Source organism: Limnohabitans sp. MMS-10A-178 (genome assembly GCF_003063375.1).
Classification (GTDB): Bacteria; Pseudomonadota; Gammaproteobacteria; order Burkholderiales; family Burkholderiaceae_C; genus Limnohabitans_A.
Genome location: NZ_NERY01000001.1, coordinates 533657 through 557352, shown reverse-complemented (window position 1 = coordinate 557352; position 23696 = coordinate 533657). Strand labels below are relative to the sequence as shown.

The following is a 23696-nucleotide window of genomic DNA, read 5'->3' as shown; positions in this document are numbered from 1 at the left end:
AGTTGGGCTTAGCCCACGTCTCTTTCAAGATCAGAGTTTGCAACAGGCAAGGTGCCCTGCCGCAAATCGTACTTGTTGAGCTTTTCAATCAAGGTGGTGCGCTGCAAATTGAGAAGCCGCGCAGTTTGAGAGACATTGCCGTCTGTGCGGTTCAAAGCTTGCACAATAAGGTCTTTCTCAATATCGGCCAAGCGGTCTTTCAAAGACAAGCCCTCAGGCGGTAAGCTGGGCAAACCTTGCGCCAACATGATGATGTCCTCAACTTCATTGTGCAGGTCCATCTCTAAAGGTGGCGCAGGGTTGGCAAAGGGGTTCATCATGTCTGCATTGGCGCTGTGCTGCATTTCTTTGGCCAAGGGCGCCACAATTTCAAGCGAGTCGACAATGGGAGTGCTAACGCGCTGGGCCTGAAGCGCGCGCAAGCCCTTGGGCAACAAGGAAGAGGGCACCGTTGCCAAACTCAAAAGTTGGCCGCTGAACAGGGTGTTAAAGCGATCGACCAAGTTGGACAATTCCCGCACATTGCCAGGCCACGCATAATCTTTCAATGCTTCTATAAAGTCTGCCGTGAACGAAATAGGCGTCTGACCTTTGACCGCAAAATGCTCGGCAAAGTGGGCCAGCAAGGCAGGTACATCTTGTGTTCTTTGGCGCAATGCGGGCGTGTTCAAAGGGAGCACATTGAGACGGTAATACAAGTCTTCTCTGAATCGACCTGCCTCAATTTCCGCCTCCAAATCTCGGTGCGTGGCGGCCACCACACGCACATCCACCTCCACCGATTTCAAGCCACCCACAGGATCAACCGTTCGCTCTTGCAACACACGCAGCAGTTTGACCTGCATGTCCAAAGACAAATCTCCAATTTCGTCCAAGAAAATGGTGCCGCCGTGAGCCAACTCAAACCTACCAATGCGATCGGCCATCGCCCCTGTAAAAGCACCCTTACGGTGGCCAAACAATTCACTTTCCAGCAAATCTTTGGGGATGGCAGCACAATTGATGGGGACAAAATTTCCGCCACTCCGGTCGGATTGATCGTGCAAAGCCCTGGCCACCAACTCTTTGCCCGTGCCACTTTCACCGGTAATTAGAACCGTGGCGCTAGATGAAGCCACGCGTTCAATCAAATGACGAATGGCCTCAGCGCCAGCACTGGCGCCAATAAAAGCTTTTGAAGGGCTCTTTTTAGCCATGGACTATGGTTGCAATGGTCATGAAATGTCTCCAGACAGCACTGTATTGCAATTTTGGTTAAAAATGTCTTAAATGTCGGAAAACCGTCAAGGTGCTTCGCCTTTTCGCAACAAGCGGCTTCGCAAAGTCTCAAGCTTCGCCAGTTGAAGCCGAATCAGAGGGTGAAGGACTTCAAGTCCTCCCTTCTAACAAGGAACTGAACATGAAACGCATGACCTCACTCTGCTTGGCATTTGGCTTGGTGGCTCTAACTGGCTGTAAATCTGTGGATTTGGCAATGTTGTCGCCCAACACCAAAGACCAGACCGCCATGGTTTCACCGTTGATTGAAAAACGGGAAACCATCACCGCCACAGGCTATGCAGTGGTTGCTGTGCAAAACCACAGAAACCCAGCGCAGCAACGTTTGATGGCCATTCGGGCCTCCAAACTCGATGCCTACCGCAACTTGACCGAGCAGGTCTATGGTCAGCAACTGGATTCCAGCACAACCGTGGCCGACATGGTGGTGACCAACGATACCTTTCGCACCAAAGTAGAAGGTGTGATTTATGGCGCTCGTTTGGTCAGCATCACCCCCGTGGGTGATGACACTTACGAAACCACTTTGTCGCTCGACAAAGATGTGGTGCAAGATTTGCGCATTTTGTTCATGGGTCAGATGGTTTCCAAAGGTCGCTGATCATGCGCTTGGGTCACAAACTCCTTCACATCAACGCCTTGTGCCTCGCGTTGAGCGCTGGCATGAGCGTGCAGGTTTCGGCCCAAAGCACAGCACCGGCGGCAAGCAAAAAGTTGCCAATTGGCTCGGTTGCACCTCAAGCGCCTCTCACACCCCAAGAGAGGCTCGATGCCATTCGTCAAAGCCTGGTCGAGGCCTCATTGCAAAGCCCCACCCGCGTTTCCTCCACCAGTTGGGTTGACTCACAGGGTAGCTTGCGTGAAAACAGCACTTTTAAAAATGCCATCGAAGTTCGCGGCGTCAAAGTACTGAGATTTGAGCGCGATGAAAACGGCCAAGCCAAAGCCACATTGCAATATCCCAGCAACCCAGAGCCTGAGGCCAAAGGGCCTAAGCCAGATGCATCAGACAGCCATGAAAATGGTTTACAAGCTGCGGCGCAAAAGTTGCGATCCATGGTAAGCAAGGTTTTGGCTCCCATACAAAACTCAATGTCTGACGAAGCATTGGTGCCAGCTGTAGCCGCCTGCACCCCTCAAGTGGGCGCGCGCATGAACCACGTCATTGGCCTAGAAGTTGAAATCGAACCTCTTGCCCCACAATTTTTATTGCAGGCATTGGTGCCCCAAATTCAGGCGCAATGGGTTCAAGCGATTGCCCAAAATGGCAAGCCTAATGCTTGGCGTGCTGTCAACAATTTGACCGCTGCCTCCATGGCCAACAGCATGACGAACTATGAGCGAGCTCTGGTTGGTAACAGGCCAACAACACTGCCATGGCACGCCATGTTGAAGGTGCAAACAGAGTCTTTGCCGCCCACCGCTGTAGAGGCTCACATGGGCGCGTCCAATCCAAACTTCCTGATGAAACTTGAGTTTCAATTGGTGAGCACTGACGGTAAGCCTGCTCAGCTTGACCAAGAAGCCACCCTCCAATTGGAGCTTGAGCGCTCATCATGGGCGCCGCCCAAATTGACAGCGGCCAGTGTCTCAAAAATTCAAGAACAACTTCAAGCTTGGCGCAACACATCACACGACTGGCTCAACTGCCAAGCCCTGAATCCGGTGGTCACATCCGTCAGCGGTCAGCAAGTTGAAATCAATGCAGGGTCTATGTCGGGTGTTCGCAAAGGCGATGAGTGGCTCATCGCCAATCCCGCACAATTTCCTGCCGAGCTCATGAGCCGTGAAGGCGCACCCCAAACTTTGCTGGCCACGGTGCAGTCCGTCACACCTCACGGTGCCAAACTCACGGTTGTGGCTGGCCCCGCGCAAATTGTTCAAACAAATTGGCGCGCATGGCCTGCCGAAAAAGCCACTTTGAAACCCTAATGATTGAATTGAGTTTGACATGAACACTTCCTCACATCCTGCATTTTGGAACAGCACAACAGCCTCCTCTTGGCTGCTGGTGGGTGCCTTGTCATGTGTTGCAGCCACTCACGTTCGCGCAGCCGACAACCCAGCTGAACCTTCAGAACCAGTGGCTGTTGTTCAGGTCACACTCGATCAAAGTACGGCTGTCGACAAACTGGTGCAAAAGTTTTATCCCAACAGCCCCATTGCCAGCAGCGTGTTGCGCAAGGCCTTGCAAGATGCCAATCCCAAAATCATTTCAGGCAATCCTCAACAGCGTGTCAAAGCAGGTACCACGCTGGCTGTGCCCGATCATGGCCACATTGCCGTTACGGTTTTGACGCCCTTTGCAGCAGCTCATACTGCTAAAAATTCAGACCCCGGCCCTTCAGCTCGCGACGCTGCCGTTCGCAAGCCTTGGGTCCGCTTCCCATGATTTCGGTGGCCGACGCACTTGCTGCGCCCGGCCGAATCCCCACCATCTATCTGGAAGGCAAATTGCTGCCTTTGCAGGCCAGCACCGCCGCAGAGTTGGGGTTAAAAGACGGGCAAGTGGTTCAGGCTTCCGTCAGGCTACAGCAAGACCAACCGATGCTCATGCTGCAAGGCAAAGCATTGCACGCACCCGGCCTGTTGGCCACACAAGTGGGCGAATCCATTTGGTTGCGCGCGCAAGGTGGCAACCTGGTGCCCATCAGCGCGCCCCCCATTGTGTCGCGCATCGCAAGCTTGCTTTACAGACCCAATGTCAATTCGGTGCTGCCGCAGCTTTTTCAGCCGGGCACTTTGGATGAGTTGTTAAACCAAGTCCAACGGCCCGACTTGCAAGCGCAATGGCGAGGCATGCAATTGTCCATGTCTCAGCTCACACCTGGCAATTTGCAACAGGCCATGATGGCTGCCATGGGTGCCGAGGTATGGTTAGCCAGAGGTATGCAGCCACCTCAAGATGTGAAGCAATTGATGCGCAAACTCATTGCTGAATTGAGTGTGGCGCGCAACGATGAAGAGCCAGATACAGGCCTCATTGAAAAACTCACCCGGGCAGTAGACGACATTGAAGCTCGCCAAGTGCAAGCTGTTCAAGCGCAGGCCCAACAAGAAGTTTTGTTCAGCATGACGCTGCCCTTTGTCGATGCCAACCCCATTGAACTCACCGTTCGACGCGGCCCGCGCCAAGATGGAGAACAGGCGGTGCTGACCATCAATGTGCATTCCAAAACAGCAGACTTGGGACCAGTTTGGTTGAAGACCCAACTCATGAATGCCCAACAACTTGAGCTCACCATGTGGGCTGAGAACGAGTCTGTGGTGACGCAGGCCCGATCTCGCTCTTACTTGCTGGGCGATGAGTTGCGCGCTGCAGGCCTCAACATGCGCGCTTTCAACGTTGTGCACGGCGCGCGGCCGCCAGAAGCTAGCGACTGGACGCCCTCGGGCCGAGGCCTGGTGGTGGATGTGTCAGCATGAGCCGCTACATGCGTCAAGCCGTTGCGCTTGCCTATGGCAAGAACCCCGTGCCCGTGGTCACTGCCAAGGGCGACGACGATTTGGCATTGCGCATGATTGAAGAAGCACGCCAACAAGGCGTGTTCATTTCGGAAGACCCCCAGCTTCTGGCATTGCTCAGCCGATTGGAAGTCGATGAAGAAATTCCACAAGAGCTTTACACGGCTGTGGCGGTTGTCTTGTCTTGGGTGTATTGGCTCAAAGGCATGCGCCCTGGCGATGAAAAGGCAAATGCCAATTCTCAGAATGACATCGATCCTCTGGAATCAATGAACCCCAGCCCGCCACCTGTTGAGCCAGTGAACGGCTAAAGCTCAAACCTCTTGGTATCCCCTGCCGCGACTGAAGCGGGCCACTTGGCCTAAGCGGTCGTAGACTTCAACGGGGCTGCCAGATTCACCCGCTCGCAAACTGTGCAAGGCACCGCGGATGGTGTCTAGTTTGCGCTCGATGAGAACGGCGTTGCGTCTGTGCATATCGCGGCATTGAATGAGCGATTCACGCAAAGCATCCCACTCGGGGAGATTTTGGAGGTCTTCTGGGGAGGGGCAAAGTGCCGAGAGCTCAGTCAAAAGATCGTTTTTGCCATCTTGCAAAGATTCAAACCGATCCAGATCTTGGCTTTTAAGAGCTTCAAACTCCAAAGCCAACAGCTGGATCAGCTGGTCGGATACGAAAAGTGCACGCTCACTCACGAATCATTTGCTCAATGGCATGGAAGCTTTCAGCAATTTTGCGAGGGTTCAATGGATATTGACCATCTTGAATTGCTTGCTTAATGGACTCCACCTTGGCGCGATCAAAGTCGGGCTCGGCCATGGCGCGTGCGGCCACATTGCTCAAACGCAACTCATCGGCACCTGGCGCTTTGGCAGTTGAAGCAGCAGGCGCTGACGAATCGAGGGCCACACTGTCTTTTGAGCTGCTTTTGCGGTTGGCTTTGTCCAATGCGCTGCGCAACGACGCGTCCGACTGGGCGCGCTGTCCATAGTTTGAAATTGCATCGGTCATACCTAACTCACTTTCTAATTTCTTCTCACATCAACCCGAAAAAGGGGGTTGGACATGCTCAGTATCGGCAGTAGATTCTAGAACTTGAATCATTTTTTGAAAATATTGGCTTAAAAGTGCAAAAAAAATGCTTTTTTGCATTTCAAAGCCCCTTTGCCGCATTCGGCCCAGTCACGATGCCCGAAACTTGGCGGCCCGACTCAGGGTTTCTCAACTTCACTTGATCGCCAAGTCGACCATCCTGCATGGCTTCCATTCGAATGGAAATCTCAAAATCTGACTTATTCCCAATCGACAACATCACCGTTTGGCCCTGCTTGACTAGCACGGCACGGCGAATATCTGACACCCTCAGAGCTTGTCCTGCAGGAATATCTCTGGTGATTTCGGCGTGATGCGCATCCTTTACTGTATTCAGTAACTGAGTATCGGCATTTCCAGGGGAAGCTTGAACTTCTTCCAACATATCGGGCTGCACAATGATGCCTCTTTGCAACAAGCGTCGGGCAACCACCAGGGTTTTGGGCGCACTGGCCACATTTTGCGGAGCGGCTGAGCTTGGCGTTCCCCCTGCATTTGGAACACCCGCGGGCGTGCCTGCCACCGGGGTATTGGCTCGCGCAGTGGGCATCGTGACTTGCAAATAGAGTTGCCAAACAGGCTCGGAACAACGAACACGTACCGTTTCTTTCGAGGCAAAGGGGTGATCAACGTTCAAAAGTTTTTGACAGCCTTGAACTTTTAATCTATCGTCCAAAGGCGCAATGATCACATCTTTGGTATTGACGCCATGGGTTTGAGACATCCACTGACGCACTTGTAGGCCCATCGCATCGGCAGCTGGGTTGGATTTCGCAGGGGCCGATGTGTTGGCTAATGTATTGGCTGTTGTATTGGCAGATGCATTGGCTGAATGAAGCATAAAGCTTACACACAGCCAAAAAACCGTCAGGCACAGGATTTGCATCAGTGCTTGAGCAGGTGTAGATGTTTTGACACTTGGTTTGAACATACCGGAGTTCATGCAATAAAGATGCCACATCATCATGAGAATTGAAGCCAATTTACCTAATAACCTTGCCAACAACACGTCCAATGGTCCGGCGGTATCTGCGCGGCCTGGATTTGCCAAAGCTTTGGAGCAAGTGCAGCCGGCCAATGTCAAGGTCATTCAAGCGGGTGACACCCTCACCAGCATTGTGAAAGAGCAAGCCCAATTGCAAGGCGTCAAGCTCACACCCTCAGAAGAATTTAGATGGGCGCAAAATTTAGCAACTGACAGCGGCATTCAAAACCCCAATGCCATTTTCCCGGGCCAAAAAGTTCTATTGCAAAAGATGTTGAGCCAATGGCAGGCGGGACAAACTCAGCCGCAAAACACGGCACTAAACACTGCACAGAACCTGGCACAAACAAGCCCCAAAGCCACGCCAGCCATAGCCCAGAACAAACTTGAAACCCTTACCATCACTGCCAACAGAACTGTACCCTCTCTGCCAAAAGGCAACTTCATCAACGCTGTGGCCCACCCAGTGCTCAGCCAAACCCTCGATAGAGCTGTGAGCAGAGGCTTTATTCCCAAGGTGGAAAAGCAAGATGTTTACAACAAAGTTTTGCAAGTGGCAAACAAGCACAACTTTTCGCCTGACGATTTTGCCCGGCTGACTCTAATGGAAAGCGACGGCATGAACCCGCAGGCCACCAATACGCGCTGCCACGGCATCATTCAGTTTTGCGATGGCCCAGCGCGCGGTGCGGCTGAAGTGGGCTTTGGCCAATCACCCAAATCCATTTTGGGCCTGAGCGTTTATCAACAATTGCATTTGGTAGACACCTACTTTGACAAAGTGGGTCTGAAGAAAGAAGGCGCTGTGCCTTTGGACGAACTTTATTTGGCAGTGCTGCAACCGGCTGCCCGAGGCGAGAAACGCCCTGAAGAGCCCTTAGGGATCCCAGGCAAACAAGCCAAATACTTGTATGAAGGCCGCGACCCTCAAGCACCCATGACTCGCGCCTCTATCACGCAAGGCTTGATGCAGAACGCCGCAGATCGTTTAGGACTTAAAAATTTCCGAAGCAATACCAACAGTGTGCCTGTCAGTTCTACTGTCAACACTTCGGCGGCCCCATCGGCCAACAACGCCGTGAATTCAGCGCTGAACCCAGCGTTGAGTTCAGCCTTGAACCCTGCATCAGATTCGCATCCCAATTCAACTGCGCGAATTAGACTGCAAGTTCAAAAAGCGGCTGACTACGACGCATTAGAAGCCCCAAAAACTTGGTTGCGCTAAGCCAACTAGGCTTCGCCCTGCTTCAACTCACATAGCTTTTTTCTTCAAAGCGGCAAGGGTTTGCCGCTTTTCTCTGCGCTCGAGGTCTGAATCGCTGGGTACTCGCAAACCCGCATTTCCCCTCTCAAAGCGGCCTAAGCACCCGTCAAAAATCCATCGACAAACGGCAAGAAAAGCATGGCACGGCTCTTGCAATCGAACACTTTGCAAAGAACTTTAATTCTTTGGGCTGTCGGATATCCGGCATTGAAAGTTTCGTGAAGGAGAGCACATCATGGAGATGATTGACAAAGCATTGGGCGTTCACGCACAGGCTCTGGGATTGCGCAGCAAGCGCATGGAAATCCTTGCGCGCAACATTGCCAATGCCGACACACCCCACTTCAAAGCCAAAGACATCGACTTCAAGTCAGTTTTAAAGCAAACCAAAGAATCTGCCTTAAACACCACCAGCAATCTGCACATGCCCATGCCCATGGAAGAGGATCCTGGCGGCGAAAAGTTTCGCATTCCATTCAATGCATCTTTCGACGGCAATACCGTTGAGATGAACGTCGAGCAAGCCAAGTTTGGTCAAGTGGCTGCCGACTACCAAGCCACATTGAACATCCTTGAAAGCCGCGTGAGTGGCATTCGCCGTGCGTTGCGTGGAGATTAATCAACATGGCACTTGATCGTATTTTCAATATCGCGGGTTCTGCGCTCAATGCGCAGACCACCCGCATGAACACCACGGCTTCTAACTTGGCCAACTCGGGCACCGTCACAGGCAAAGAAAACGAAGCATTTCGAGCCAAACGCACCGTGTTCAAAACCATTTTGGAACAACAACAAAAGCCTCACGAGCAAGGTTTTGCGGGTGGTGTTCGGATTGAAAAGATCACGGACGATCCATCTCCCATTCGCAAAATGTCAGAGCCCAACAACCCCATGGCCGACAAAGACGGCTATGTCTACTTGGCCAATGTAAACGAGATGACCGAGATGGTGGAAATGATGGCGGCTTCTCGCTCCTATCAAAACAACGTCGAAGTAGTGAACACCACGCGTCAGATGTTGATGCGCACCATCGACATCATCAAAACTTGATTTGTAAAAAACACAAATCAACGATCAGGAAACTTCCATCATGTTTTTATCAGCCAACAACACCGGATTGAATGCAGCGGCCAACGCCGTCAATTCAAGCAAAACAATCAACGCGCCTGCCGGTCTCAAAACGACTTCACAAGCGGCCAACGAAGCTTTGATGACCAAAGCTGGCACCACCGGCGGCATGGGTCAAAAAGATTTCTTGACCCTTTTCACCACACAGCTGAAATGCCAAGACCCCTTAGACCCTGTAAAGAATGAAGCCTTCGTGGCGCAGCTTGCGCAGTTCTCGCAGCTTGAAGCCACCACCACCATGTCGGACACCCTGAAGTCCTATGTCGACAGCATGTCCGGCGAACGCATGATGAGCAGCACCAGCATGATTGGCAAAACTGTTGCTGTGCCAGGTGCTCCCGCCATTATTACGCAGGGCGGCAAACCCGCTCAAGGTTTTATCAATTTGCCAACTGGCGCAGAAGGCGTGAAGCTCGAAGTGTTCAACGACAAAGGCCAATTGGTCACCAGCAATACCTTGGGTGCACAAAACATTGGCGACATGCCTTTTGCGTGGGACGGCACCAGCGATGCTGGCAGCAAAGTACCCGATGGTGTCTACACCTTCAGAGCCACTGTCATTAGCCAAGGCAAGACCAGCAACCCAGTGGTCAATGTGTTGTCTACCGTCACTGGTGTGAACCAACAAGCCGACAAAACCATTTTGTTGGAAGTGACCGGCGGCAAGTCAGTGAAGCTCACTGACGTGCAACGCATCGGCACCTAAGTATTTCTAAATCAATTTATCAAGACCCAACTCAACCCTAGGAGTTAACCACCATGTCTTTCTATACCTCGCTGACCGGATTGAATGCTGCCACCGCCATGTTGGGCGTAACCAGCAACAACATCTCCAACGTGGGCACCACCGGCTTCAAGCGTTCACGCGCTGACTTCGGTGACATTTTTGCAACCTCACCTTTGCAAAAAGCTTCTTCCACAGTGGGTCAGGGCGTGTCTCTGAAACAAGTGTCGCAGGAGTTCTCCCAAGGTAACATTTCTTTCTCGTCCAACGCACTTGACCTGGCCGTGACTGGTGACGGTTTCTTCCCCATGCGCTCAGCCGATGGTTTGCAAGAGTTGTTTACTCGTAACGGTTCGTTCTTGTTGAACGAGCAATTTAACGTGGTGAACTCTTCAGGCCAGCGTTTGATGGCAGCGACAGTTGACTCGACAGGTTCTGCGAACATCAACGAACGCGTGGTGCTCACCATTCCACAAAAAACATCGGGCGATGCCAAACAAACTTCTTTGGTGTCTTTGGGCTTGAACTTCCCAGCCGATGCGGAAGTGATTACCGAGCCTTTCAATCGCTCCAACCCTGCCACGTACAACAAGTCAACCGCCTTCACGGTGTACGACAACGGGGGTAACGGTTATTTGGCCACCATTTATTACACCAAAACATCGAACGCCAACCAAAACGTACCATTCAACAAATGGCAAACCAACGTATTTGTGGGTGAAGACCAAGTGGCAGCGTCATTGGTGCAAGCCACCGATGCCAATAACGAAAGAATCTATGTGAACCAATACGGTCAAACCAAGCCTTACAGCGAAGTAAAGGACGAATTGACCACGGCCAAAACACAATTGTTTTCTTTGGATGAATTGACTAACAAGAAGATATCTATCGCAGCCACTGCCACTGGCAATATCGTGCCAGAAACCGGCGCCAGCAGCTACGACTGGGTGGCAGGTTTGCCTAAAGGCGACGCCAAACTGGCGGGTCTTTTAACCGACAACGCATTCACAGTGGATGTTGACAACAGCGGATCTCCCGTCACAGTGAGTTTGGCTAAGTTGGCAGCATTGCCAGCCACAACACGCATCACAGGCGACCTCATTGCCCAAGAAGCAACCAACCAATTGATCAGCAAGTTTGGAACTTCTCGAGGCACTACCACCACATCGACATCCGTAACAGCCACAGGTGCAACAGAGGCGAGTTCAGTGACAAGCACCGTCGGTAGCGTCACAACCACAGTGGTCACCACCGCAGGCACACTGACATCGCCTGGCACGATCACAACCACCGTCACCAAGCCAGCAAGCAATGAACGTTATGGCATGAAGGTGGGCTTTGATGCGGTGAACAAACAGTTCTTTATAGAGTCTGGCACCACCGGCGACACCTCTAGCGTTGCACTTTCAGCAGTGAGCACTGCTGCAGCCACGGCCATGGGCCTTAAATCTCAAGCAGTTGCGCCAGAGGCAGTTGCAACACGTGGTATTCCTTCTAAACCTGCAATCACTTTTGGTATTACACCCACTGTGAATACAGCCACCAATTTCAGTGTAGACGCTACCAACAACAAGTTCATTGTGACCGTAGATGGCATCAAGTCAACGGTCACCCTGCCTGTTCGTGAATACTCTTTGGCTGAGTTCACGCAAGCTTTGGAAAATGAAATCAACAACATGAAAGAAGTGCGAACCGACGGTCTCACGCCCAAAGAAATCAGTGGTGTGAAGGTTGAATTCGACAACACCAAAAGGGCTTTTAAATTTACCAGCGGTACATCGGGTGCTGATTCTTTCATCAAAATTTCAGGCGAGCCTGTTTGGGGTTTGTCTACAGTTGAAGCAGGCCGTGGCGAAACGTCTACATGGATTCTGCCCACACAGCGCGTTGACGTGGTCAATGGCACACCGCAGCCTAAGTACATCGATGCACAAGGCAACGAAACCACCAGCACTGATGGCTATGTGGGCTTGCCAGCATGGTCGCCTGTTTACTTGGACAAAGGCGAGCTGACCTTTGACACCGGCGGAAACTTGGTGTCACCCATCGAAGGTACTCAGTTGGAAACTGTTTACTTGGCAGGTGGTAAAGGTGCTTTGAGAATTAACATCGATTATTCAGCCTCTACACAATTTTCATCAGCGTTTGCGGTGCTTTCACAGTCTCAAGATGGCGCCCCAGAGGGTGACCTAGTGGGCGTGACCATTGGCAACGACGGCTTGGTGAGCGCATCTTTCTCCAACGGTTCCCAAAAATCATTGGCCAAAATTTTGCTGGCCAACTTCTCAAGCCCAGTGGGTTTGCGTCAGATTGGTGACTCCAGCTTCTTGGCTTCTGCAGCTTCCGGTAGGCCAATTTTGGGTACGCCAGGTTCTGCTGGTTTCGGTACCTTGCGTGCTGGTGCCACAGAACGAGCCAACGTGGACTTGACTCAAGAATTGGTCGACCTGATTACCGCTCAACGTAACTTCCAGGCCAATGCCAAAGCCATTGAGACGTCGAGCACCATGACGTCGGCCATCATTAACTTGCGCTCTTAAACCGCTCAAGTTCTAAGCCACTAAGCCCCTAAGCCTCAAACAGGACTTCACCATGGATCGTTTAGCCTTTAACGCCGCTGCCGCCATCAACGAGATGCGAACTGCTCGCCAGATGACGACCAACGAATTGGCCAACGTGGCAACGCCAGGTTTCAAGCGCAGCTTTGAGTCAGCCATGTTGACCATGAAAGTTCAAGGCGCAGGCTTTGAATCGCGTTTGCAACCCCAAGCCTTTGCCAGCGACAACATCAACATGAAGCCCGGCGTGATTGTGAAAACAGGTCGCGATTTGGATGTGGCCATGGATGAACAAACGGTGATGGGCGTCACAGCAACCAACGGCGAACTGGCCTTCACGCGCCGTGGTGATTTGAAACTCAACGGCTCGGGTGTACTAGAAATGGGCACAGGCGCCTTGGTGCGCGGTCAAGCCGGCGGCCCCATCACCATTCCGCCAGGATTCTTCGTGAAGATCAGCAAAGACGGCTCTATTTATGCAACCAATCCTGCGCAAGTAGGTGTTGCAGCACCCGTACTGATTGACAGAATATTGTTGCGCGATGCCAGCCAAGTGGGCTTGGAGCGCCGTGAAGACGGTCTTTACAAAGTTGTAGGTAAGCCCAGGGGTGAAGACATTCCTGTGACCGGCAAATTGGCTACTCTCACGCCCGAAACATTAGAAGGTTCCAACGTGAATGCCATGGAAGTCATGGTGAAACTCATGGACCAAAGCCGCTCATTTGAAATGCAAGTGAACGTGATCAAACAAAACAAAGACGTTGACGAATCGGGCGGCACCATGATGCGTGCCTCGGGTTAATGGTCTTCATTTTTTTAACGAACAACTGAACAATTAAAAGGAGCTCGCCATGGACGCAAGTATGTGGGTCGCCAAAACAGGCTTAGATGCGCAGCAAACGCGCATGAACGTCATTTCCAATAACTTGGCCAACGTCAACACGACAGGCTTCAAGCGCGATCGCGCTGTGTTTGAAGATTTGCTGTATCAAAACATTCGCCAAGCGGGCGGTCAAACGGGTGCCAATACGCAAGCGCCAACTGGCCTGATGCTGGGTACCGGTGTGCGCATTGTGGCCACTGAAAAGCAGCACGCGCAAGGCAATATGGTGAACACCCAAAATCCATTGGATTTGGCCATTACTGGTGAAGGTTTTTTCCAAATTGCCCAACCCGACGGCACCATTGCCTATACACGCGATGGAAATTTCAAACGCTCTAACACTGGGCAAATTGTGACCGCCTCGGGTGCATTGTTGCAGCCAGCCATCACCATTCCCAACACGGCTTCATCAGTAACTTTTGGTCGTGACGGCACAGTGTCGATTGAATTGGCAGCAGGTGGCTCACAGGTCATTGGACAAATTCAGTTGGCCCGTTTTGTGAATCCAAGTGGCCTCGAAGCCAGAGGTCAAAACCTGCTCAAAGAAACTCCCGCTTCAGGCCCGGCTCAAGTTTTGCAACCAGGCGTGACAGGCGCTGGCAATTTGATGCAAGGCACTTTAGAAGCATCCAATGTGAACGTGGTGGAAGAAATGGTCAACATGATTGAAACCCAGCGCGCTTACGAAATTAACTCCAAAGCCATCTCAGCAGTTGACGGCATGCTGAAGTTCATTAACAACAACCTCTAAAGCGAAGCATCATGAAATTCATCAAAACTACGGCTTTGGTTTTATTGGCTGGCTCCTTAACTGCTTGCAACGTCATACCGCCAAAAGCCATGACGCACTCTCCTCAGTTTGAGCCTGTTTATCCCATTCAACAAGTTCAAGCGCCCATTGCCACAGGTGCTATTTATGTGGGCCGCCAAAGTGAAAGTTGGTTTGGCAGAGGGCGCAATTTCCAAGTGGGCGACATCATTACCGTGTTGCTCAATGAATCAACCCAAGCTGCTCGCAGCCAAGTGGGCTCCGTCACTCGCAATTCAACCAACGACATGCTCGCACCAGGTTTGGCTGTGCTTGGCAACAAGCTGGGCGGCGTCATGAAGGGCACCGACTTTTCGAAAACCGACATCAGCAACAAAGGCACAGGCACAGCCGATCAAACGGCCAGCTTGAATGGCTCGGTGGCTGTTGCGGTGGTTGAGGTGATGGCCAATGGCAATTTGGTTTTGCGTGGCGAAAAACAACTGGCCCTCACTGAAGGTTCCGAAGTGATTCAAGTGGCCGGCATCATTCGGCCCGAAGATGTGTCGCCCAACAACACGGTTCAATCGCGTCGTTTGGCCAACGCACAAATTGCATATCGCGGCTCTGGCGACCTGGCCAATGCTACGCGCGCAGGCTGGGGCACCAGTGCCCTTCTCAAACTTTGGCCCTTCTAAGCCCCTTGTATCTGCTTGATTGAAATTTCAAGGCACTGAGTCAACTCACAAAGCATCTCATCATGAACAAAATCTTTAAGTCTTGGTCCGTTTTGGCTCTGTTGCTTGGTCTGAGCTGCACCAATGCCATGGCTGATCGAATCAAAGATCTCACCACAGTGGCTGCCATGCGAACCAACCAGCTCATTGGCTATGGTTTGGTGGTGGGCTTGCAGGGCACTGGTGATGGCTCAGACGTGGCATTTACGGCGCAAAGCATGAAGACATTGCTCAACCGCTTGGGGGTTCGCTTGGAAGGCCCCTTGTCTGACTTTGAAACCGTGGCCAGCGCCGGCAAAGTCGACATCCGCAACGTAGCGGCTGTGATGGTTACCGCCGAGTTGCCTGGGTTTGCAAAGCCAGGTCAAAAAATTGACGTCAGTGTGTCAGCCATTGGCAGGGCCAGCAATTTGCGTGGTGGCACCTTGCTCCTCAGCAGTTTGCGCGGCGTTGATGGCGAAATCTATGCCTTGGCCCAAGGTTCACTCACGGCCACTGGCATTGATGCGCAAGCTGCCGGCTCCAAGGTTGCTATTGGTGTGCCCACTTCTGCGCGCATCCCCTCTGGCGCGACTGTAGAGCGCATTGTGGACAACCCATTTGATAAAGCCGATCGCATTGTTTTAAACGTACGTGAAAGCGACTTCACCACCACCAACGCCATTGTGAATGCCATCAACAGCCGATTTGGCAACGACGTAGCGCGTGCCCTCGATGGCGTGTCCATTACATTGCAAGCCCCCGTAGATTTGACACAACGTGTGGCCTTTATGAGCATGGTTGAAAACATCGATGTCATGCCAGGCGAGCCCACGGCCCGCGTGGTGATCAATGCCAAAACAGGTACGGTGGTGATCAGCCGCAATGTGCGAGTGACGGCGGCGGCGGTCACGCATGGCACCATCAGTGTGTCGATTGCAGCCACCAATGAAATTTCTCAGCCTGGCGCATTCAGCCAGGGCCAAACGGCTGCCGTGCAAAACGCCGAAGTATCGGTGAGTGAACCCAACAAGCCCATGTTCTTGTTTCAGCCCGGTGTTGACCTGCGTCAAATTGTGGATGCTGTGAACCAAGTGGGCGCATCACCCTCTTCCCTGATTGCCATTCTGGAAGCCCTCAAAAGCTCGGGCAGTTTGCGTGCAGAGTTGATTGTGATCTAAGCACACAGCGGCAATGCATCGACCTACAAGCTGGCACAAGATTTGCTGATTAACTTTCAAATATTCCGTTGAATCAAAGACTGACATCAGCATCTCAAACAAAAAATCATGGACGCCATCAACACGCCTTCTCCCAGCTCTTACCTAGACTTTGACGGTCTGGGTCAATTGAAGGGACAAGCACGTCAGGATGCCAAGAGTGCCATCAAGCAAACAGCGCAGCAATTTGAGGCTCTGTTCCTGCAGATGATGATGAAGTCGATGCGCGAATCGATTGTAAAAAGCGAATTGTCTGAGTCGAGCACCATGGAAACCTTTGAGGGCATGTTCGACAAAGAGGTGTCGGTGCAACTGGCCAAAAAGAATTCACTGGGTTTGGCCGACATGCTGGTGAAAAGCCTTGAGCAAAATCAAGCCAACCTTGCCACCACAGCCGATATTTTGAAACAGCGGCAAGATCCTGCCGCTTTCAATGCCGCTGCCAAAGGCATGGCATTGAATCCGAAAACAATGGGCATCTCACTCGACAAGCTCAATGAGAAACCAGGCGGCATTGCTCTACCCAAGTCTCAAATTCTGCCACTCAATTTACCACCCAAGCCTATGAGTAACGGAGGTGGTCAATGAGCGATTTAGTCAGTGTTGCCTCCAATGCGGTCCAGTCGTACCAACGTGCGCTGGGCACAGTGTCTAACAATATTGCCAACGTATCGACCGAAGGCTATTCACGCCAACAAGTGGTCATGGCCGCCAACCCGGTGGCCAAGGTGGGCACGGTGTTCTTGGGAACCGGTGTGACGGTAGACAGCGTCAAACGCCAGTACGACACCTTTGCCGAAAGCAATTTGCGCAACAGTAACAGCCAGCTCACCAGCCAAGAGCCGATGGTGAACTACGCCAACCGCGTGATAGACATCATGGGCAGCACCTCCATGGGCTTGAGTGGTGCGCTCGATCAGTTTTTCAATGCGGCGCGCGATTTATCGTCCGACCCTGCCTCCACCGTGATGCGCGGCAGCTTCTTGCGCGATTCCGAAAATTTGGCGGCCCGCTTTGGCGAGCTGTCGGGCCAACTCGATTTGGTTCAAGACGAAACCGACGAAGCCGTGAAAAGCTATGTCAATTCGATGAACACCATTTTCAAGCAGCTGGCTGCGGTCAATACGCAAATGACCAAGCAGAAGACTGCCGAATTACAGCCCGCCGACTTGCTGGATCAACGCGATGTGTTGCTCAAAGATTTGTCTGGCTATGCTCAAATCAAAACAGGCTTTGCAGAAAACGGCGCAGTGACTGTGAGTTTAGGCCCCTCCCTCACACGCGATGTGGTGGTGGATGGTGTGAATTATTTCATGCTGGGTACTAACTTCAATTCAGCTGCGCCCGAAAAAGTCAGCTTGGTTTTAGACCCTTACGGTGCTTCCACCACGCTTTCAGGCATTAGTGGCGGCAAGCTCTCGGGCATCATGAGCTTCAGGGAACAAGTTCTGGGCAGCAGCCGCAGCTCATTGGACACCCTGGCCAACAACTTTGTGAAAGAAGTAAACGCCATTCATACCAGTGGCATTGATGCCTATGGCAATACAGGCCTCGCGCTATTTAACATTGACAAAAACTCGGTAGGCTCAGCCGGTACCGTCAAAGTGAATTTGAACGACCCCCTCAAAGTTTCTGCTGCAGCGCAGTTCAGGGTCATTGAAGCCCCCAACAACACTGGCGGCGCCGATGCTGGCATTTCCTATGTGGGCAAGCCGACCAACGGCCCACCCGATCTCACCCTGACCTTGGTCAACAACCCCAGTTCGTCAGCCGCTATCACAGTCAAGCCCACCATCTCTCGCCCTGTGGCAGCGGTGGCCACCATTCCCAATGGTTTAGAGAATATCAGCGTGCTGATGGGCGAAGCAGATCCTGGCCAACAGCTGCAAATTTTCACGCGTGATGGCAGGCAGTTGGCGGGCAAAGCGGTAGACGCTGCCACCCAAAGTTTGATCTTGACTGAAGCCAACGGCTTTGCAGCCAACGCCAGCTACAGCGATGCTTACTTGAATGTGAATGGCGCTAACAGCTACAAAGACATCAATGTTTTTTATGGCGCCAAAGCCAGCGTGGGCTCTGTGATTCAGGCCGATAGCACCGAAACAGATCCCACCAAACACAGCACTTTGGCCAAAGTGGCAGTGCCGGCCACCTTGCAAAGCGATCGCATTCAAACTGGCCTGACCAGCATTGCAGCGGGCTTGATCAAGCTAAATGGCGTGACGTTGCCAGAAATTGCCGTTACAAGCGGCACCCTGCAAGCGTCCGACATTGCCACCAAAATTCAAGCTGCCGGCATTTCAGGAATTACAGCAAGCGCCAAAAACGAAATTCGTATTCCAGTGAGTCAACTCAAACTGGATTTGCCTTTGTCACTCAAGAGTGGCAATGCCGCTGGCTTTACCGTGATTCAAGCGGTACCCACTGGCCTCACCAGTGTGCAAGGCTTGATCGATGCAATCAACAGCAAAAGCAGCACCACTGCCGTACAAGCCTTCTTGGGCAACGATGGCAATTTGGTATTGACCAACACCACAGGCAACGAAGGCAAAGACATTGCCATTGACAGCTCTGCCTCACCCAACGCCTTGGGTTTGAAGGCCATCACTTATGGCGGCCAAATTAGCATTAGCCGCGCATTGGTAGATGGTATGGATACCCCCATTGAACTTGGCTTTGCCAACGGCGCTCCCGCCGACTTGGCCAAAATGGGTTTCAAAACAGGTGCTTATTTGTCGGGCACGGCCAATGAAGATTTGTTGGTATTTGTAACAGGCCCTGGCGAAGCCAAAATTTCTACAGGCTATACCGGCAAGCCCGTTGATGCCAAGCAGGCGTTGCGAACCAACCCTTTGCAAGTGCGCTTTGATTCACCCACCCAGTTCAGCATTGTGGATATCAAGACCGACACCGTGGTGGCTTCGCGCAAATTTGACCCCAACTACCTTGAGCCTGCCTTTGTCTACCAGGGCATTCAAATTTCGCTGTCCAACCCACCCAAGGCGGGCGATATTTTTGTCATTGATGGCAACAAAGACGGCACCGGCAACAACGAAAACATGTTGGCACTGATTGACTTAGAGTCAGAGCCTGTAATGGGCGGCGGTAAAACTTTCGCCGCAGCCTACATCGACAACGTGAATGACATGGGCAACATTGCCCGTCAAGCCACCATCTCCCAATCGGCGCTGCAAGTGGTTTTTGACCAAGCCCTGACCGCACGCGACCAGGTTTCGGGTGTGAGCTTGGACCAAGAAGCAGCCGACCTGGTGCGCTACCAACAAGCCTACCAAGCCGCCGCCAAAATTTTGCAAGTGGCCAGCCAGCTGTTTGACAGCGTGCTGCAAGTTCGTTGAAGTGCGTGAAAGCTAAACCATCATGAAAATTTCAACCCGCCTTTTATTTGACCGAGCCTCCGCTCAAATGAGCAATGTGCAAACCAAGTTGACGCAAACCCAAGCGCAGCTGGCACAAGGCAAACAAATTATCAACGCGAGTGATGCGCCCAACCAAGCGGCCACCATTCAGCGTTTGAAAAGTATTTTGAACAAACAAGACAGCTATCAAAGCTCGTTGAACACCATAAAGGCTAGGCTTCAAGGGGAAGACACCACCTTGAACAGCGCAAGTACCTTGCTTGTTCGCGCCAAAGAAATTGCCGTACAAGGTGCCAACGACACATTGAGTGTGCCAGACAGAAAAGCCTTGGGCACAGAACTGCAAGCTTTGCGCGACCAACTACTCAGCTTGGCCAACACCAAAGACAGTAGCGGCAACTATTTGTTCTCTGGCAGCCGCGTGAAGCAGCCTGCCTTTGTTGAAACTGCCAATGGTAGCCCGGTGTACATGGGCGACCAAACTCGCATGAATGTGCGAGTGGGCGATCAGCGCAGCATTCCCATTAACCGCACAGGCACCGATGCATTTGTGCCCGTAGCTCGCCCAGATACCGATGGTAAAGCCACTGGAGTGGGCTTTTTCCAAGTACTCGACGACTTAATTTTGGGCTTGAACAACGTCAAGGTCAATGACATTCGACGCGGCGTGGGTGAACTGGATGCGCTAACACAAGGCGTGAGCTTGGCACAAGCCCAAATTGGTACCAACTTGAATGTGGTGGATCAGCAAACAGCTGTTTTGGAAGACACCACCCTCAATTTAAAAACCACCTTGTCTTCGATTGAAGACTTGGACTATGCAAGCGCCATTACCAAAATGAACCAACAAATGATGAGCTTGGAAGCGGCGCAGGCTAGCTTTGCCAAGGTGAGTCAGTTGAATTTGTTTAACTATATTAAGTAAATAAAGTTGAAATAAACCATGGTTACCGCCACTTCGTCAACCACCTCTACTGCAGCTACCGCCACCTCGGCCAAAGCCGCGGCTGGCAAAATTATCAGCACCTTGAGTGCGGGTTCGGGAGTGGACGTAAACTCATTGGCAAACAGTTTGGTTGAAGCCGAAAAGGCACCCCGTAAAGCAGAAATAGATGCCAGAGTGGCCAAGGCAGAAGGTGGTATTTCTGGGTATGCCGCCATGAAGTTTGTTTTAGGTGATTTGCAGTCGGCATTTGCCAGTTTAAAGAACCAAAGTTCTTTCAACACCTTAGTGCCGCAAATTAGCCAACCTAATGCAGTCAGCGTTACAACCACGACATCTGCTACAGCTGGCAGCCACACCATATCGGTGACCCAATTGGCGCAGCAGCAAAGAAGTATTTCTGCAGACAATGTGCCTGGCTTCGCCACACCACTTTCGCAAGTCAACGGTGGGGAAGCTTTTAGCTTAGTTTTAAAAAACAGCATTGACCCAACGCCTACCAAGGTGTTTACACAGGGCACAGTCAATTCGCCCTCTACATCGACTGTCACCTTCAAAGCCATGAACAAAGGCGACACCGTTACGGTAAACGGCCTCACATTGACGGCCAACAAGTCCTTAAGCGCCTCGGAAGTTGGTGAACTGTTTGATCAGTTAGACACCACCACTGTAGCTGCCGTGGCTGCGGGCGGCGTAGAGGCAAGCGCCATTAACAGTGATGCGCTGGCAATCTACGGCACGTTTGCTGGTAAATTTGCAACGGGCTATTCTTCGGGTGTTAACAACAGCGGCGTGCTTACGCTGACGTCTACAACCAACAACGCAGCAGACATTGCAACGCCTGCTGGCACCCAATTTTCAAACACCATTGCAGTGGCTGCCAGTGCAAGCACTCCCGCGGGCATCGTGGCCGCTATTAATTCTGCCAACTTAGGCATATCTGCCCAGCTCGTCAATACTGGCAACATTGCAACGCCTTTCCGAATTATGGTTACGGGCTCTACTGGTGCAAGCAATGCCTTTTCTTTGACCAGTCTTAAATTAGGCGGCGGCGAAGTAACCGGTGTGAGCTTTGGCAAAAAATTGCAGTCTGCCGTAGACGCCACCTTCAATGTCAACGGCATGGACATGACGTCGAGCAAAAATACAGTGACCGATGCAATTGCCGGCGCCACACTGAACTTGACAGCCACCACCACCGCAAACGTACCCGCCAACTTGGTTTTCTCAAGAGACACATCGTCAATTTCAACCAAGTTGAATGCACTGGTTACTGCATACAACGACGCCAACACCATGCTGGGCGTGGTGTCAGACCCAAAATCAACCGTCGAAACTTATGGTGCTACGCTGGTGGGCAACTCCATTGTGGGTTCTGTGCGCAGTCAAATGCGCCAATTGATTAGCGGCAACTCAACTACGCCAGCAGGTGGATTAACAGCATTGCGCGATATTGGTTTCAATATCGATCAAAAAGGTGTGTTGTCTATAGACAAAACCAAACTTGATAACTCGCTCAAAAACAACTATGACAACGTGGTAACCCTGATAACAGGCAACCAAGAAAATCAAAGTAAATTTAGCTTGGCTCCCTCAGGTGTGGCAGGCGAAGCCGCTAAAAAACTGACCGCTTTGCTAGACACCTCGGCCCCTTTGACCACCCAAAGCGCCAACCTCACTAGCAAAATAAGTGAGTACAAAAAGCAATTGGACAAACTAGATACCCGAATGACTGAGCTTTTGGCTCGTTATAACAAACAATTTGCAGCCATGGAATCGATGGTGGGCCAATCGAAGAGCCTACAAACCAGCTTAAAGAGCACCTTTGACGGCATGATGGCCACCTACACCAACAAATAATTGAGCTGTTAAAAAGAATTAGATATTCTTGAAGTCTGCAAGCCAATGACAAGGCTTGCTTTGAGTGATGGCATAGGATACCATCATGTCAAATAAATCCACTTTAATCTTAGACAGCAAAACCATCCTTGCGGATGGTCGACTAATTCAAAGAAAAATTTGGCAACTTGCAAGACAAGATGCAAGTCACAAGCACGGATTTAAGTACAGCCTGTACTGCGGTAATTCAGGGGTCACTATTGTGCGATACGACAATGAATCTGGTAAGGGTGACCACAAACATGTTGGCAAAGCAGAAGTTGAGATTGCTTACACTTTTAAATCACTTCAACAGCTTCTCATTGACTTTGTATCTGACATAGAACACCTCTCAGGAGAAATCAAATGAAACGAATCGAAATAGAGGTGGTCAATCCTAAACAAGAACAAGCCCATTTGCTAAATTGGGCCAGTAACTTAGACAAAGGACACAAAGGTAAAGCTGCAACACCCAAGCTAAGGTTCGCCAGTTACAAAGTGCTGCACAGCATGCTGACAGAAAAGCGCATGGCACTCCTAGAGTATGTGGCCAACAATCAAGGCCTTAGCATTCGACAATTGGCCATTGAGCTAGAACGAGACTACAAAAATGTCTATGACGATGTTCAAAGACTAATGAGCATCGGGCTGATTGAAGTACAAAACGCCACTCTTTATGTTCCTTACGACGAGATCGATATAAGGAAAACCCTTAGGGCTTCTGTTTAAGGCCCCAGAGGTACTAGCCACTAGGATGCCCTAAAGAAGTGTGCAATTTGACCGATTCCCCATAGTTAACTAAAAAACTTCGAAAAAAGTTTCAATCCTGCCCCTCAAGTTTTCCGCGGACCTGCCGATTCACCAACCACTGAACTTCTCTTGATGCTCTCTGAGCACAGGAGACCGGTGGTATTCGGCATGTTCAGCATGCTTATGAAGAAAAGGACGGATAACTATGGTTTCCGAAATCAGCAACATTGCTAGAGGGGGTGCCGGCGTCGCAGCAGCGCGGCCGAGTGCCCCTGCGCCTGCAAGTTCACAAGCACCTGGCAGTTCGGCCATTCAAATTCCTGAAACACCCAAAGTTATAGCCCCCAAACAAGTGGCCATTAAGTTTGATGCATCAGAAGTAAGGCAGAACCTGCAAGAAGCAGTGAGCATGCTTAATCAACAAATGGCATCCACCAAACGCGGTCTGGGCTTCCAGATTGATGAGGCCGTTGGCGGCCCTGTAGTCACTGTGCGTAGCGCAGAGACAGGTGAAGTGGTTCGGCAAATTCCCAATGAAGTAGTAGTGCGTGTAGCGCACAACATTGAGAAGGTCAAAGGCCTGTTACTAAATGCTAAAGCTTGATGTGAAAACAAAAAGACTTTGCATTATTTCAATTAACGCACTCAAGTTCATTCAACAACTACCGAATCAGCAAGTAACAAGAT

Annotated in this window: 25 protein-coding genes; 21 read left to right on the top strand and 4 right to left on the bottom strand. The window is 51.4% G+C overall.

Features of this window, described 5'->3' with window-relative positions; translation table 11 throughout:
* Positions 1 to 8: 8 nt before the first annotated feature.
* Positions 9 to 1196, bottom strand: coding sequence for a sigma-54-dependent Fis family transcriptional regulator (locus B9Z32_RS02765; protein WP_108419836.1), 1188 nt, complete (start codon positions 1194 to 1196; stop codon positions 9 to 11).
* 203 nt (positions 1197 to 1399) lie between these two features.
* Between B9Z32_RS02765 and B9Z32_RS02760 the strand changes: the two genes are divergently transcribed.
* From B9Z32_RS02760 to B9Z32_RS02740, 5 genes are read left to right on the top strand one after another with little or no spacing between them, the layout of a single operon-like run.
* Positions 1400 to 1879, top strand: coding sequence for an LPP20 family lipoprotein (locus B9Z32_RS02760; RefSeq protein ID WP_199219926.1), 480 nt, complete (start codon positions 1400 to 1402; stop codon positions 1877 to 1879).
* Between the two features lie 2 nt (positions 1880 to 1881).
* On the top strand, positions 1882 to 3210 hold the full coding sequence (locus B9Z32_RS02755) for a hypothetical protein (RefSeq protein ID WP_108419835.1): 1329 nt from the start codon (positions 1882 to 1884) through the stop codon (positions 3208 to 3210).
* Positions 3211 to 3229: 19 nt separating this feature from the next.
* Positions 3230 to 3670 carry a hypothetical protein gene (locus B9Z32_RS02750; RefSeq protein ID WP_108419834.1) on the top strand — a complete coding sequence of 147 codons (441 nt, stop codon included), beginning with the start codon at positions 3230 to 3232 and terminating at the stop codon, positions 3668 to 3670.
* Complete coding sequence (locus B9Z32_RS02745; protein WP_146179443.1) at positions 3652 to 4704, top strand: flagellar hook-length control protein FliK; 1053 nt, start codon at positions 3652 to 3654, stop codon at positions 4702 to 4704. Before B9Z32_RS02750 ends, B9Z32_RS02745 begins: the two co-directional genes overlap by 19 nt.
* Positions 4701 to 5054, top strand: a complete 354-nt coding sequence (locus tag B9Z32_RS02740; RefSeq protein WP_108419832.1) for an EscU/YscU/HrcU family type III secretion system export apparatus switch protein — start codon at positions 4701 to 4703, stop codon at positions 5052 to 5054. The genes B9Z32_RS02745 and B9Z32_RS02740 overlap by 4 nt, the downstream gene beginning before the upstream one ends.
* Before the next feature lie 3 nt (positions 5055 to 5057).
* Here B9Z32_RS02740 and B9Z32_RS02735 read toward each other — a convergent pair whose 3' ends face one another.
* From B9Z32_RS02735 to flgA, 3 genes are all read right to left on the bottom strand, one after another.
* The gene (locus B9Z32_RS02735) at positions 5058 to 5438 is read right to left on the bottom strand and encodes a flagellar protein FlgN (protein WP_108419831.1); all 381 of its coding nucleotides are present in this window, start codon (positions 5436 to 5438) and stop codon (positions 5058 to 5060) included.
* Positions 5431 to 5754 carry a flagellar biosynthesis anti-sigma factor FlgM gene (gene flgM / locus B9Z32_RS02730; RefSeq protein ID WP_108419830.1) on the bottom strand — a complete coding sequence of 108 codons (324 nt, stop codon included), beginning with the start codon at positions 5752 to 5754 and terminating at the stop codon, positions 5431 to 5433. The genes B9Z32_RS02735 and flgM overlap by 8 nt, the downstream gene beginning before the upstream one ends.
* A 142-nt stretch (positions 5755 to 5896) precedes the next feature.
* On the bottom strand, positions 5897 to 6766 hold the full coding sequence (gene flgA, locus B9Z32_RS02725) for a flagellar basal body P-ring formation chaperone FlgA (protein ID WP_158268166.1): 870 nt from the start codon (positions 6764 to 6766) through the stop codon (positions 5897 to 5899).
* A gap of 34 nt (positions 6767 to 6800) precedes the next feature.
* Between flgA and B9Z32_RS02720 the strand changes: the two genes are divergently transcribed.
* The 16 genes from B9Z32_RS02720 to B9Z32_RS02645 all read left to right on the top strand — a co-directional run bounded on the left by B9Z32_RS02720 (position 6801) and on the right by B9Z32_RS02645 (position 23613).
* Positions 6801 to 8045: a hypothetical protein gene (locus B9Z32_RS02720; protein ID WP_158268165.1), complete on the top strand. Its 1245-nt coding sequence runs from the start codon at positions 6801 to 6803 to the stop codon at positions 8043 to 8045.
* Between the two features lie 274 nt (positions 8046 to 8319).
* Positions 8320 to 8703 (top strand): flagellar basal body rod protein FlgB, encoded by a 384-nt coding sequence (gene flgB / locus B9Z32_RS02715; protein ID WP_108419827.1) that lies wholly within the window; start codon positions 8320 to 8322, stop codon positions 8701 to 8703.
* Between the two features lie 5 nt (positions 8704 to 8708).
* Positions 8709 to 9134, top strand: coding sequence for a flagellar basal body rod protein FlgC (gene flgC, locus B9Z32_RS02710; protein ID WP_108419826.1), 426 nt, complete (start codon positions 8709 to 8711; stop codon positions 9132 to 9134).
* A 40-nt stretch (positions 9135 to 9174) separates the two neighbouring features.
* Positions 9175 to 9918: a flagellar hook assembly protein FlgD gene (locus B9Z32_RS02705; protein ID WP_108419825.1), complete on the top strand. Its 744-nt coding sequence runs from the start codon at positions 9175 to 9177 to the stop codon at positions 9916 to 9918.
* Positions 9919 to 9971: 53 nt separating this feature from the next.
* On the top strand, positions 9972 to 12476 hold the full coding sequence (locus tag B9Z32_RS02700; RefSeq protein WP_108419824.1) for a flagellar hook-basal body complex protein: 2505 nt from the start codon (positions 9972 to 9974) through the stop codon (positions 12474 to 12476).
* A 52-nt stretch (positions 12477 to 12528) separates the two neighbouring features.
* On the top strand, positions 12529 to 13296 hold the full coding sequence (locus B9Z32_RS02695) for a flagellar basal body rod C-terminal domain-containing protein (RefSeq protein WP_108419823.1): 768 nt from the start codon (positions 12529 to 12531) through the stop codon (positions 13294 to 13296).
* A 49-nt stretch (positions 13297 to 13345) separates the two neighbouring features.
* Positions 13346 to 14128: a flagellar basal-body rod protein FlgG gene (gene flgG / locus B9Z32_RS02690; protein WP_199219925.1), complete on the top strand. Its 783-nt coding sequence runs from the start codon at positions 13346 to 13348 to the stop codon at positions 14126 to 14128.
* Between the two features lie 11 nt (positions 14129 to 14139).
* Positions 14140 to 14823 (top strand): flagellar basal body L-ring protein FlgH, encoded by a 684-nt coding sequence (locus B9Z32_RS02685; protein WP_108419822.1) that lies wholly within the window; start codon positions 14140 to 14142, stop codon positions 14821 to 14823.
* Positions 14824 to 14885: 62 nt separating this feature from the next.
* Positions 14886 to 16022, top strand: coding sequence for a flagellar basal body P-ring protein FlgI (locus B9Z32_RS02680; RefSeq protein WP_108419821.1), 1137 nt, complete (start codon positions 14886 to 14888; stop codon positions 16020 to 16022).
* Between the two features lie 108 nt (positions 16023 to 16130).
* Positions 16131 to 16649 carry a rod-binding protein gene (locus B9Z32_RS02675; protein ID WP_108419820.1) on the top strand — a complete coding sequence of 173 codons (519 nt, stop codon included), beginning with the start codon at positions 16131 to 16133 and terminating at the stop codon, positions 16647 to 16649.
* Positions 16646 to 19417, top strand: coding sequence for a flagellar hook-associated protein FlgK (gene flgK, locus B9Z32_RS02670; RefSeq protein ID WP_108419819.1), 2772 nt, complete (start codon positions 16646 to 16648; stop codon positions 19415 to 19417). Before B9Z32_RS02675 ends, flgK begins: the two co-directional genes overlap by 4 nt.
* 22 nt (positions 19418 to 19439) lie before the next feature.
* Positions 19440 to 20363 carry a flagellar hook-associated protein FlgL gene (gene flgL, locus B9Z32_RS02665; protein ID WP_108419818.1) on the top strand — a complete coding sequence of 308 codons (924 nt, stop codon included), beginning with the start codon at positions 19440 to 19442 and terminating at the stop codon, positions 20361 to 20363.
* An 18-nt stretch (positions 20364 to 20381) separates the two neighbouring features.
* Positions 20382 to 22241 carry a flagellar filament capping protein FliD gene (gene fliD, locus B9Z32_RS02660; protein ID WP_108419817.1) on the top strand — a complete coding sequence of 620 codons (1860 nt, stop codon included), beginning with the start codon at positions 20382 to 20384 and terminating at the stop codon, positions 22239 to 22241.
* An 85-nt stretch (positions 22242 to 22326) separates the two neighbouring features.
* A complete protein-coding gene (locus B9Z32_RS02655; RefSeq protein WP_108419816.1) occupies positions 22327 to 22629 on the top strand; it encodes a DUF6516 family protein in 303 nt (100 codons plus the stop codon).
* Entirely contained in the window at positions 22626 to 22988 is a 363-nt protein-coding gene (locus tag B9Z32_RS02650; RefSeq protein WP_108419815.1) for a hypothetical protein, read from the top strand. Before B9Z32_RS02655 ends, B9Z32_RS02650 begins: the two co-directional genes overlap by 4 nt.
* Before the next feature lie 226 nt (positions 22989 to 23214).
* Positions 23215 to 23613, top strand: coding sequence for a flagellar protein FlaG (locus B9Z32_RS02645; protein WP_108419814.1), 399 nt, complete (start codon positions 23215 to 23217; stop codon positions 23611 to 23613).
* The last annotated feature ends 83 nt before the right edge of the window (positions 23614 to 23696 follow it).